Raw genomic sequence first — 12,457 nt, 5'->3', positions numbered from 1 at the left:
CCAAAAGCTGCGTTAGGTTTCGATCCATTTAGAACTCAGCATACGCTTCGGCGTGGCGACCCAGAGTTGCGTAATTAGCAGCTACGCCATCCACATGTGGTAGGATCACGCCCGGTTGGGGAGAATCAGACTCATGACAGCTGACGGCAGTATGGCCGTGTGGGGCAGGCGGAAAGCTGGAACTGCGACCGCAGCCACAGTAGAGGTTCATTTCAATTATTGGCGTATCGCTGGCTCGAAAGTTAAGAAAACTTCGGACGCCAAAAAGCTTTCCGAGATTGCAGGCAAAGACTTTGTTGAGATCGGCATTTTCTTGCGGGGCGCCGCCGAGGTTGACCAGTTCTCAGTTTACTTGCCCGGCGTCGGCACCGATTGGCGACTAGAGGATTGCGGCCATCGATTTGCCGAACTGGAGATAGCGCAAGGCATTTTCAACCTTCAGCTCTCCTCGCATTTGCTTGGTGCTCCTGGTCCGAAGCGGATTGACTTAGTCGAGGCAGCTAACGGCAATTTCTGCCGCGTTCACGTTTTTCCTACAGTCGGCGATTCGATTGACCCGACCCAGCTTATCCAAAGCCCAAACGCAGAAGGTCTGGTAGTAACAATCACTCAGAAGGCGATCACGGAAGCTTGCTACCAGCATCCGGCAGACAAGCCAGTATATTTCCGCCTTCGCGCCTACTACGTGGGAGCCGATAAAAGGAATCCTTTCGTCAAGACGGTCAAGCCATACGATCGTTTCCTTCAGACCGGCTTCAGCGTTGTTGAATATTTGGACTTCCGTCTCAATGAGGCAAGAACACTGCCGGGAAGCATCGAAACCCTGATGCGTCAAGGCGATGGCACGCTGGTGCCAACCATATTGGTCGCGTTTCTAACCGCAGTGCCTGTTCAATCAGACGTAACGACGATTAGCTGGGATAAAACGCACAAGAAGAGAGTGCTCGAAAACGATCTCTGGACCAAGTATGTCCCGACCGGAATTCCGCGTGGAATGACCGTCATCCACTGGAAGGATGAAGGTAAGGATGAAAAGCCAATCAGAGACTTTTCTGCCTTTGTCAAAATGCAGACTCGTTTAGTCAGCTGGCCGCTGCTGCTCACCTCTTTTGCAGTAGCGTTCATCTTTGGCATCCTTGGCAATCTATCTGCCTCATGGATTTGGGAGCGGACTCAACCACCCTCACAGGTCAAAATAGGAGATTTGAACGATCGGCATGCTCGACCACGCGGGGGCACAGATGTAAGTGCGAAGGCCGAGCAATCTTCTGCTAATGGAAACGCAAATTTGGTTGGGGGCCAAAATGACTGAGCAGCGAGCCGTACGAAACAGGGAAGATCGAGCGAAACTGCTGGCAACGATCACGCCACATGAAAACGAAGCTTTGGCATTTCTACTACCTCTCTCGGCCGATTACCCTGGGTTTGAGGATTGGTATCTAACGCGCGTCGTTCCCGGCTTGCGCAATCGAAGCCGGCAGCTCGTTCGCATTGAGCGTGATGGCAGTCTTATCGGCGTGGGAATAGGAAAGAAGGACGAGACGGAGAGTAAGATTTGTACGGTTCGAATTGCCGAGTCACACTTTGGCCGCGGCCTCGGGTTGCGAGTTTTCGATGCCCTGCTCGACTGGCTCGGCAGCGACCGGCCGCATCTAACAGTGAGCGAGAGCAAGCTTCCTGCGTTCGAAAGGATCTTCGAATATTATAAGTTCCAAATGACCTCTGCCCACACGGGCCTTTATGTCCGCGATGCGGTGGAGCTTGCCTACAACGAATTGGAGAGTTCTTCGACGACCCCGTCTAAGCTAAGCTCCTCCTTGGCCTCAGCAAAGACGAATGGAACTTTCAGATGCGTTGCATAGCGCTGGACAGCTTCTCTGTTCATTGCCAGCTGTTCCGCAATTTCCTCTATCGAACGTTGGGGTCGCTCGCGATCGTCCCTGGACCGCCGATCAAAGATTGTAGATGCGGGCGCCTCTAGCAGGATCAGCCCATTTGCACGAAACGGCGCTATCGCCTCTGCTGGAAGAACGACGATCTCACTGCCGTTATCAAGGACACATTGACCATCAAGGATGAAACTTGATGAGCCGTGCTTTTGAAGTCGGTGTTCGACAGCTAGTTGAAGCACCTCTTGATTGGCTATCAACTGCTGTACGCTGGCGGTTCGGAGACTCTTTAGAGACACTCCCTTCGCTTCGGCAATGAGAGAGCTAGCACTCAAGAAGAGAAAGAGTGGGTGGCGCGTCACGAAGTCAAGACAGGCCGTTGTCTTACCTACTCCCGACACCCCGAATACGATGAACCGCCGCAATGCAAGCGAACTCCGATCAGACCGTCCCCAATTGACTGCTTACATACATGAAGGATTGTGGAGGGCAAAACCCGTCCATCACTTCGTTCGGGATTAATTGCTTTGAAAAGGCCTCAACACGCCCTATTCTCAGCGCGTAGCCTTGGTCGCGCCCTTCAAAATAGTTGTCAAAGAATTGCTTTGAGATTCCAGAACCTGATCTCGTCTTCCGCCATAGCTTGTCAGGGCGATCACAAAGGATGTCAGCAATTTCAAACTCGCCTACAAATCTGCCAACCGGTTTGGTGCAATAGATCAGCGCACGCTTTATGTCTTTTCGAGCGAAAATTTTACGCCTGAATTCGAAGGTTTTTGTCCCGGCCAAAATGTTCGCAACGTGCACGGGCCTAATCGATAACAATACGAGCATCAACATTCCCCAATCTGATGATCGCCTGCAGCTGGTCTCGTGTCAGCTCCCTCAGATCCCAACGGGGCTGTTCGCTGACTTGAGCCTCTTCAAGCAAGCGCCCTCTGGTCACACGCTTGCTGAAGGCTACGTTGTACATCATTTTAGCAATGTATAAACGATCATTGGTTTCGAATTGGTTTCTGAGTTGATCCGCTGGAAACACGCTGTGGGCTTCAGCGTACGAAACGAAGTGATCCGCGTCGACAAAATCACTCTTGCTCTTAACTTCTTCGACGACACAGATAGATGTCGCTACTGAACGATAAAAGGCGGGACCTTGTCCGTCTGTGGTGCGGTAAATTACGATGGAGTCGCCGCGCCGCATGCGGCTGAGGGGAACTCTCCCGATATACGCCTTGTGTATGGTGTTAGTGTGGGAAACATCGCGGAGTATCTCGCGCGGTTCATTGCTCAAGATTGAGTCCGGCAATAGCTGCGAGTGATATTCCGGATAGACTGCCAACAGCCAGGCCCTTTGATCGCGTGTTCGAATGAACGGATAGTCGGCCACTAGATCGCCGACAAAACGATCCAAAGTCCTAACGAGAACAATCTCTTCACCGTCTGCAGTTTTCTTGGTGGAATGTTTAGAAAACCCGTACCGCTCGAATAGCTGAATCAGCTCCGCATGCACGTCGAAGACCGTCATATAGACGCCTGACATTCGAGCGCCGATTGCCGTATCAAGAATTTTCTTGAGCACACGTTCGCCTAGTTTCGTTCCTCGTCCCTCTATTTTCAGCGTCCCAACCTTCAGCCACCTACCGTCGGGTAACTTAGGCTCGACATCCTCGACGGCGCCAAACTCCTCCTTCAAATAGATCATGCCGCTAAGGCGTTTGAGGTCGTCGATCACCACGTAAAGTTCTTCGTCGGCTTTTCGAACGAACCATCGCTCGAACGAATTAGGATATCCGCGTTTCAGACTATCGAAGAAGGGATCGTTGATAGAGAAGTCTCTAAATCGCGTTAACTTCAGTTGCCTAGTCATGTCGCCTCTACGGTTGTCCGCAGCTTAAAGGCCATTGCCAAGCCAGTTTCGATTTCGAGTTAGCTGCAGTCACGCGTCTCTAGGTTTAGTACGCAGCCTAATATCTTTTTTGAGTTCGTTGGAAACCAGCGTTTCGAGATTGATGTACACCGGATGATAGATTTCAATGATCGGCACTCCAATCCCAGCAGCCCATCGGATAATCTTCCCAGTATCCTTGTTCTTTCGGCGCCCCTTCTCAAAAAAATCTCGATAGCGTAATGGCGATATACCCAGGAATGGGATGAACTTGACTTTTGCTGCCTCCTCGGCGCCCTCGATCTCGATTGAGTCTGAGTGGAGTTCGCGTGCATAACTTTTGGGATAAGGCTCTAAGAATACGACCGTGTCTAAGCCGGAAGCCACGATATGCTTCGCACATATGTGGCAGGGGAACGTGGTGCAGAAGAGTTTTCCATTCTTCAGAGGTATCCCCAAGCGGGCCGCATCGGTGATCGCAGACATCTCGGCATGGATCACTCGACCGAATTCTAGCAGGTCCATTATTTTTGATTTCCGAAGCGCATCATCCGCCATTATGTTCCTGACGGCCGCTATGGAATCGATTTGCTCAGCCAATTTTTTGCGTTCGAATAGAGTCTCTAAAGTATCGTGCAGGATCTCGCGCTTTATCCGCTCGTTGGGGTCCTCTCCTAGGGCAAAATCGCGTTTGTCATCCGATCCATCTGACCAATAACTTCCTCCTCCATACTTGGGCACCTCATTACATCCGAGAGTCGCGACCTCACCGCTTTCCCTGAAAACGGCTGCTCCCACTTGCCGCGACAGGTCTCCTGACCTCAGTGCGGCCGACTTGGCGAGATACATCCCATACTCGTGGCGGTCCGGGGTGAGAGAGTTGTCTCCGAAGATCAGATTCACGAAGCGCTTGATCATAGCTTCGCAGTTCTTGCGATTGACGCCGTCGACGAACACATCGCCAAGCGGAAATGTCTCCCTGATCTGCTGCCCGTGAGTTCGGTCGCTCTCTTGGTAATCTTTAGCCATCAATGCGATAGCTTGACACTCAGCCTCGCTTTCTTCGAGACCGCCGAAATTAGAAGCTTTGATCTTCTTCTTGAGAAGGAGTTCGCGTTCAGCCGGAGAACTGTAGGCCGATATCTGAAAGAATTGTTTCCCGTATACCTGTCTTAGAAGTGCAATTTCTTTTGGTCTTTTGAATTGCCGCAGAATATAGGCGCGTTGGGGTATCGGCTGTTGGAGTGCTTCTTGAAGCGCCTTGGGGTCTGCCGGGAGGGCTTCACCCTTTTTGTCGGAAAGCTCTTTATTGAGGCCCTCGCGTATCGACTGAATTGCCGTGATGGTAATTGCAGCGAGAGCGTCTTCGCGCTCGACTCGGCTACATATCTCATCGGCATATTCGATACGGCTATTTATCCGATCTAAGTACGGCTCATCCTTCAGGACAATATTAGAGGGTACATCCCTCATAATTTCAGTGACCTGAATGATCGACGTATTGTACTTTTGAAGTATAAGCTCCGTGTTTAGAACCTCGATGATCATGTCAAGATCAACGCCGACTGGGGCAACCAAGCCGTAAAACAGTTCAGGATGAGGAATTCTATCAACACTCATCAATTATCCCCGGAATTGTACTTGTTAATACTTCCTTAATTCTTCCTTAATTCTTTTCAGTTGTAGTGTAGAACAAATCGGGATTTACTCTCGCTCAGAGAGAATCATGCAACTTCATGGCATGGCCTTTTAAGAAACACCATGGAGGGTTGCAAAATGGCTAGCACAGTAAGGCTGGAGTCCGGGTGGCTATTTCGTCAGCTTGAATCTGCTGAACAAAGAGCGAGCAACCTGCCGTTTTGGCTTAGCCAGTCGAAGCCTTCGTCATCTTCCCGGTCCAGTTCCGCTACAAATGAGCGCGTTGAGAAATCCACGTCGCCTACTGACGAGCCGCGGGACTAAGCTGGAGACCACTGCTGAACAGATCTGATCTCGCAGCTGCAATACTCTGCGATCGATTTCCTTTGGATTGATAATGGCGAACGGCCAAAGGCAAACGGCGCGAGAATCCTGTAGGATGCAGTAGAGCCTTCTATCTTCTACCCGTCCCGACGATACCGGGCTTAGCCGATTCACCATACCCAGCACCCTGAGCGGTATGGCGCCGATGACCTGCAACCGTTCGCGGCTCAAACAGAAGCAGTCGCGTGGTGAAGTGGGCCCTCCAGGTAGATCTGATGCACTAACCTCGCCCCGGTCGATATTGCATTGGGTATCTTATCTCAGAGGTGACATCGCGGCGGCAGCTCACTGCTTCCCCCCGTACCGCCGAACCAAGTTTGAAGCCTTTCATAGAATGCTATGGCCCCGTATCCGGCCGCGTCTTGCGCTGCATTTACTGCAGCCACACTGGCGCTCATCACGCTCTTTCCTGAGTCGATTTGACTGATACTTCGCATGTTGGCGAGCGATTCCCGCGCCACTAACAATGGTGTCAACGGACGTTGCAGCAAGTGTTGGAATCCCTCATGTCGTCTAAAATCGGCCGCTTCGCTGCCGCCTGCCACTGCGCGGTGATCGCGGCTGGCGCCGGCAGCGCCACACCGGCAATCAGATCGCCGTCGAGGCGGTGTATCGGGTGCGATTGTCATTAGAGAGGCGACCCGCTTGGTCATTCACGACCGGGTGGGGTCAGTAGCAGCTTCGGCGATGTTCGTATTCCGCCGAAAGCGGAAAATTCGTAAGTGTCGCCAACCCGTGCGCGTGGCGCGGCACGATGGATCCCGGGCTCTCGGCTTCGCCAAGCGCCGGAGTGAGGGGGCGTTTCCCCCTTGAGCCCCACCCCGATTCATGCGACCTCCGCCCCCAGCAAAACCCCTCATTTCGAGCCTTCGATGCACATTCTCCTGCTCGGTTCCGGCGGCCGCGAACATGCCCTGGCGTGGAAGATCGCGGCCTCTCCCCTGGTGACCAAATTCTGGTGCGCGCCGGGCAATGCCGGGATCGCGCGCGAGGCGGAATGCGTGGCGCTCGACGTCACCGACCATGCCGCCGTGATCGCCTTCTGCAAGACGAATGCGGTCGAGCTCGTGGTGGTCGGCCCGGAGACGCCGCTGGCGGCCGGTATCGTCGATGACCTCACCGCCGCCGGCATCAAGGCGTTCGGTCCGAACAAAATCCCCGCCCAGCTCGAAAGCTCGAAGGGTTTTACCAAGGCGCTCTGCACCGAATTCGGTATTCCGACCGGCGCCTACCAGCGCTTCACCAATGCCGCCGATGCGCGCGCCTATGTCCAGAGCCAGGGCGCGCCGATCGTGGTCAAGGCCGATGGGCTTGCCGCCGGCAAGGGGGTCGTCGTCGCCAAGACCGTGCGCGAGGCCGAGGACGCCATCGCCATGATGTTCGAGGGCGCCTTTGGCGACGCCGGCACTGAGGTCGTGATCGAGGAGTTTCTGCCGGGCCGCGAGATCAGCTTCTTCGCGCTGTGCGACGGCGAGATCGCCATCCCGCTGGCGTCCGCCCAGGACCACAAGCGCGTGTTCGACCATGATCTCGGCCCGAACACCGGCGGCATGGGCGCCTATTCGCCGACGCCGCTGGTGACGCCTCAGGTCCACGACGCGATCATGGCGAAGATCATTCTGCCGACGGTATCAGGCATGAAGCAGCGCGGCACGCCGTTTCGCGGCATCCTCTACGCCGGGATCATGCTGACGACGCAGGGCCCAAAGCTGTTCGAGTTCAACGTGCGCTTCGGCGATCCCGAGTGCCAGGTGCTGATGTTGCGGATGATGTCCGACATCGTGCCGGCCTTCCTCGCCGCCTGCGACGGGCAGCTGAAGAACTTTGACCTCCGCTGGCATCCGGACTCCGCGCTCACGGTGGTGATGGCGGCGAAGGGATATCCCGGCGACTATCAGAAAGGCACGCGGATCGAGGGGCTCGATGACGCCGCCAAGGTCGAGACCGCCGAGATCTTCCACGCCGGCACGGTCGAGAAGGACGGCGCCATCCTCGCCAATGGCGGCCGCGTGCTCAATGTCTGCGCGCTCGGCAAGACCGTGACGGAGGCGCAGGTGCGCGCCTATCAGGCCGTCGACCGCATCAACTGGCCGGAAGGTTTTTGCCGCCGCGACATCGGCTGGCAGGCGGTGGATGCCGAGAAGTCCAAGAGCTGAGCGAGCGCTGACAGGCTTTTTTCGCACGCGCGCGCAATGTGCGGTCCCGCCCGACGGCACTCCGAAATTGTGTAGGCGGCTGTTGGACTTAGCTACTGTGCATGGGGTTGTTTTTCAACTTTTTTGTTTTGGGGCATTCTCGAGACTGAACAGATCCCGCGCTGACAGATAAGGATGCAGAAGATGTCCGATCTCGCCGACCTCTATCCCGGCTTCGCCTCCGAATGGATCAACACCTCCTTCGGCCGCATCTTCGCCCGCGTCGGCGGCAAGGGACCGCCGCTGTTGCTGCTGCACGGCTTCTCCGAAACCAACGTGATGTGGCACCGCGTCGCGCCGCAGCTGGCTGACCGGTTCACGCTGATCATCGCCGATCTGCCCGGCTATGGCTGGTCCGACATGCCCGAGAGCGATGCGCTGCACATCCCCTACAGCAAGCGCGCGATGGCGAAAGCGATGGTCGAGGCGATGGAGCGCCTCGGCCATGTGCACTTCGCGCTCGCCGGCCACGATCGCGGCGGCCGCGTCTCTTATCGGCTGGCGCTCGATCATCCCGGCCGGCTGTCGAAGCTTGCCGTGCTCGATATCCTGCCGACCTATAATTACTGGGAGCGGATGAACCGCGCCTACGCGCTGAAGATCTATCACTGGACTTTTCTGGCGCAGCCGGCCCCGCTGCCGGAAACACTGATCTCGAGCAACGGCGAGTTCTTCCTGCGCTTCAAGATGGCGAGCCAGACCAGGTCGAAGACGCTGGAGGCGATCGACGCGCGCGCGCTCGAACACTACATCGCCCCGTTCCGCGATCCCGCCCGCGTGCACGCGATGTGCGAGGATTATCGCGCCGGCGCCTATTTCGATTACGATCTCGACAAGGCCGATTTCGAGGCCGGCAAGAAGATCACGATTCCGATGCTGGCGCTGTGGGGCAATGCCGGCGTCGCGCAAGCCGCCGCCACCCCGCTCGATGTCTGGAAGCAATGGGCGACCAACGTCGCGGGCATGCCGGTGGATTCCGGACACTTCCTCACCGAAGAGAACCCCGATGTCACCGCCAAGGCGCTGCGCGAGTTCTTCTCGGCTTAGGCCCAACTGTCATCGCCCGGCTTGACCGGGCGATCCAGTATTCCGAGACGGTGCTTGTTGAATCGATAAGCTGCGGCGTACTGGATGCCCCGCCTTCGCGGGGCATGACAGCGGTGCGCGGCGACCTAGCGCCGCTCGCGAAAGAAGTCCTTGAGCATCCGCGCCGACTCGCTCTCGCCGACCCCGGAATAAACATCCGGGACGTGATGGCAGGTCGGCGAGGTGAAGAACCGCACGCCTGATTCAACCGCGCCGCCCTTGGGGTCGGCGGCGCCGTAATACAGGCGCCTCACCCTTGCAAACGAGATCGCGCCCGCACACATGGTGCACGGCTCCAGCGTCACGTAGAGGTCGCAGTCGACCAGGCGCTCGCTGCCGATCTTTTTGGCCGCCTCGCGCAGCGCAACGATCTCGGCATGCGCCGTGGGGTCGTAGTCCGTCAGCGTCCGGTTCGCCGCGGTGGCGATGACCTCGTAATTGCGGACCACGACGCATCCGATCGGAACTTCGCCCGCCTTTCCGGCGTTTTCGGCCGTTTTGAGCGCCAAATCCATGAAAGAGGGGGCTTTCAAGCCTCGTATCATCCCGAGAAACCTGCTAGTAGCTGCGCCTTCAGCAGAAGTGCTTACCGATTTTGCCTGAGCATGCGGCTCGAGACGAGCGCGCACAATGCTTTCTGGCCACCCCCTGAGTGAGATTATTCATGCCTCGCGACAGCGACAAAGACAACGATTCCCGCGGCCGGCGTGATCGCGGCCCGGCCAAGGGCGGCCCCGCCAAGGGCCGCTCCGGCAAGCCACGCGGGCCCGACAAGAAGTTCGCCAAGCGGGGCCCTCCCGGGGACAAAGGCGACGCCCGCCCGCCCCGCGGCGACCGCGACAGCCGTCCCTTCCGCCGCCGCGAGGAGGGCGATGCCCCGCGCCGCGACTTCAGCGACCGCCCGAAGTTCAATCGCCAAGACCGGCCGCGTGAAGACCGGCCGCGCGGCGAGGATCGTGGCGAGCGCAGCTTCAAGCCGCGCGGCGATCGTCCCTTCAAGCCGCGTGAAGACCGTCCGTTTTCCGATCGTCCGTCGCGCGACGGCGAGAAGCGCCCGTTCAAGCCCCGTGGCGACCGCCCATTTTCTGATCGCCCCTCGCACGATGGCGACAAGCGGCCGTTCAAGCCGCGCGGTGATCGCCCGTCCTATGGGCGTGATGACCGTCCGCCGCGCAGGGATCGCGACGATTCCCGTCCGGCCGGCCGAACCGGTGACGCGAAGTTTGGCGACAAGCGACCTTACGCGCCGCGTGGCGACCGTCCGGAACGCAAGTTCGACGGCGAGCGGAAGTTTTCGCGCGGCGCACCGGACCGCAATCGCAGCGAGCGCAGCGATTCGAAACCCTGGCAGAAGCGCGATGCGGCTCCGCGCGGTGACCGGCCGCCGCGCAAGGACTTCAGCAAGGGTCCGCGCAAGGATTTCGGCGGCAGCGACCGTGGTCAGGACAAGCCCTGGCAGAAGCGCGATGATCGGCAAGGCGGCGGCGACGACCGTCCGCGCTTTTCGCGTTCGCGCGACGATCGCACATCGGGTGATCGTCCGTTCCGCGAGCGGCCCAAATTCGATCGTCCCAAGTTCGATCGTCCGCGCGATGATCGTCCGAGGTTCGATCGCGGCGGCGATCGCCCGAAATTCGATCGTCCGCGCGAGCGTTCCGAGGGCCGTTCCGACTGGCACGAGCATCCCCGCAGCGAAGCGCCTTCCGGCGATCGTCCACGTCGCGAAAACGAGGACGAGAGCAGGATCTTCGAGAAGCGTCCCGCCTTCGGCGGTCGCGGCGCCTATCGAGAGCGCGATCGTGATTCCGAGCGGCGACCGCGCCGCGAGGAAGAGGTCAAGCCGAAGAAGGCCGGTGAGCGTATCGCCAAGGTGCTGTCGCGCGCGGGCCTCGCCTCGCGCCGCGACGCCGAGGAGATGGTCACGCAGGGCCGCGTCAGCGTCAACGGCCGGGTGATCAATTCGCCTGCGCTCGACATCACCTCCAACGATGTCGTCACCATCGACGGCAAGCCGTTGCCGGAGCGCGAGCGCACGCGGCTGTTCCTCTATCACAAGCCGCGCGGCCTGATGACGACCCATGACGATCCCGAGGGGCGTCCGACCGTGTTCGACAATTTGCCCGAAGGTCTGCCGCGGCTGATCTCGATCGGCCGGCTCGACTTCAACACCGAGGGCCTGCTGCTGCTCACCAATGATGGCGGGCTCGCGCGCACGCTCGAGCTGCCGGACACCGGCTGGCTGCGCCGCTACCGTGTCCGCGCCCATGGCGACGTCACGCAGGCGCAGCTCGACGAGCTGAAGAACGGCATCGAGATCGAGGGCATCAAATACGGTCCGATAGACGCCACGCTGGAGCGTGACCAGGGCGCCAATGTCTGGCTGGTTTTCGCGATTCGCGAGGGCAAGAACCGCGAAGTGCGCAACGTCTGCGCTCATCTCGGACTCGAGGTGAACCGGCTGATCCGGGTGTCCTACGGCCCGTTCCAGCTCGGCGAGGTCCCCGAGGGCCAGGTCGAGGAGATCAAGTCCCGGGTGCTGCGCGACCAGCTCGGCGAAAAGATCATCGAGAAGTCGGGCGCGCAGTTCGACGTGCCGCAGAAATCTGCCTCGCATGAGGGAGACGACGCGCCGCGCGAGAAGAAGCCGGCGACCAAGCGCGGCGTGATCAACGACCGCAAGGGCCGCCGCGTGCTGGTGCAACGCACCGGGAGCGAGGAAGCGCGCGAGCGCAACGAGGCTGAGGCGAGCGGCTACGGCCCGCCGCGCCGTCCCAAGCGCGGCTACCACGGCAAACGCGATCTGGCGCCGAAGGAGGACTGACGTTGCGCGTCGTCGGCGGTCGCTTGAAGGGGCGCAATCTGGCCTCACCGTCCTCGCGCGACATCCGCCCCACGGCGGACCGCCTGCGCGAGTCCGTGTTCAACATCCTCGTGCACGCCTATGACGATCCGATTGCGGATGCGCGCGTGCTCGATCTCTTCGCCGGCACCGGCGCGCTGGGCATCGAAGCGTCGTCACGCGGCGCGAAATTCGTGCTGTTCGTCGACAACGGCGCGGAAGCGCGCGCCCTGCTGCGGAATAATGTCGAGACGCTGGGCTTGGGCGGCGTGACAAAAGTCTATCGCCGCGATGCGACCGATCTCGGCCCTGCGCATCCGGTCGAGCCGTTCTCGCTGGTGTTTCTCGATCCGCCATATGGCAAGGGGTTTGCGGAGAAGGCGCTTGCGAGCTTGCGCGACGGCGGCTGGCTGACGCCGGGTGCGCTGCTCGTCGTGGAAGAGGCAAAGGTTGCGCAGTTCGTCACGCCGGAGGGCTTCGAGGAATTGGAGCGGCGCGCTTATGACGACACGGAGTTCGTGTTTTTGAAGCGGCCGTAACT

Annotated in this window: 10 protein-coding genes; 6 read left to right on the top strand and 4 right to left on the bottom strand. The window is 58.6% G+C overall.

Annotated elements, in window-relative coordinates; translation table 11 throughout:
* The first annotated feature begins 133 nt into the window (after nt 1-133).
* Together IVA75_RS29265 and IVA75_RS29260 are read left to right on the top strand one after the other, a co-directional pair.
* The gene (locus IVA75_RS29265; RefSeq protein WP_247284598.1) at nt 134-1,312 is read left to right on the top strand and encodes a hypothetical protein; all 1,179 of its coding nucleotides are present in this window, start codon (nt 134-136) and stop codon (nt 1,310-1,312) included.
* Nucleotides 1,305-1,862 (top strand): GNAT family N-acetyltransferase, encoded by a 558-nt coding sequence (locus IVA75_RS29260; protein ID WP_247359556.1) that lies wholly within the window; start codon nt 1,305-1,307, stop codon nt 1,860-1,862. The genes IVA75_RS29265 and IVA75_RS29260 overlap by 8 nt, the downstream gene beginning before the upstream one ends.
* Nucleotides 1,863-2,330: 468 nt before the next feature.
* Here IVA75_RS29260 and IVA75_RS29255 read toward each other — a convergent pair whose 3' ends face one another.
* The 3 genes from IVA75_RS29255 to IVA75_RS29245 form a co-directional block, all read right to left on the bottom strand.
* On the bottom strand, nt 2,331-2,696 hold the full coding sequence (locus IVA75_RS29255) for a hypothetical protein (RefSeq protein WP_247284594.1): 366 nt from the start codon (nt 2,694-2,696) through the stop codon (nt 2,331-2,333).
* Between the two features lie 4 nt (nt 2,697-2,700).
* Nucleotides 2,701-3,756 carry an N-acetyltransferase gene (locus tag IVA75_RS29250; RefSeq protein ID WP_247284592.1) on the bottom strand — a complete coding sequence of 352 codons (1,056 nt, stop codon included), beginning with the start codon at nt 3,754-3,756 and terminating at the stop codon, nt 2,701-2,703.
* A 69-nt stretch (nt 3,757-3,825) separates the two neighbouring features.
* Entirely contained in the window at nt 3,826-5,394 is a 1,569-nt protein-coding gene (locus tag IVA75_RS29245; RefSeq protein ID WP_247284581.1) for an anti-phage dCTP deaminase, read from the bottom strand.
* 1,274 nt (nt 5,395-6,668) lie between these two features.
* Between IVA75_RS29245 and purD the strand changes: the two genes are divergently transcribed.
* A complete protein-coding gene (gene purD, locus IVA75_RS29240) occupies nt 6,669-7,952 on the top strand; it encodes a phosphoribosylamine--glycine ligase (protein ID WP_247284578.1) in 1,284 nt (427 codons plus the stop codon).
* Nucleotides 7,953-8,135: 183 nt separating this feature from the next.
* The gene (locus tag IVA75_RS29235) at nt 8,136-9,038 is read left to right on the top strand and encodes an alpha/beta hydrolase (RefSeq protein WP_247284575.1); all 903 of its coding nucleotides are present in this window, start codon (nt 8,136-8,138) and stop codon (nt 9,036-9,038) included.
* Nucleotides 9,039-9,163: 125 nt separating this feature from the next.
* Here IVA75_RS29235 and IVA75_RS29230 read toward each other — a convergent pair whose 3' ends face one another.
* Nucleotides 9,164-9,622: a nucleoside deaminase gene (locus tag IVA75_RS29230; RefSeq protein WP_039798664.1), complete on the bottom strand. Its 459-nt coding sequence runs from the start codon at nt 9,620-9,622 to the stop codon at nt 9,164-9,166.
* Nucleotides 9,623-9,741: 119 nt separating this feature from the next.
* On the opposite strand from IVA75_RS29230, the gene IVA75_RS29225 reads away from it, so the two are divergent.
* Nucleotides 9,742-11,898, top strand: a complete 2,157-nt coding sequence (locus IVA75_RS29225; RefSeq protein WP_247284571.1) for a pseudouridine synthase — start codon at nt 9,742-9,744, stop codon at nt 11,896-11,898.
* A 2-nt stretch (nt 11,899-11,900) separates the two neighbouring features.
* Entirely contained in the window at nt 11,901-12,455 is a 555-nt protein-coding gene (gene rsmD / locus IVA75_RS29220; RefSeq protein WP_247284559.1) for a 16S rRNA (guanine(966)-N(2))-methyltransferase RsmD, read from the top strand.
* Nucleotides 12,456-12,457: the final 2 nt, after the last annotated feature.

Source organism: Bradyrhizobium sp. 134, assembly GCF_023074155.1.
In the GTDB taxonomy this organism is placed as follows: Bacteria; Pseudomonadota; Alphaproteobacteria; order Rhizobiales; family Xanthobacteraceae; genus Bradyrhizobium.
Note: the sequence above shows the minus strand (reverse complement) of the source record. Positions and strands in the feature narration are given on the sequence as shown.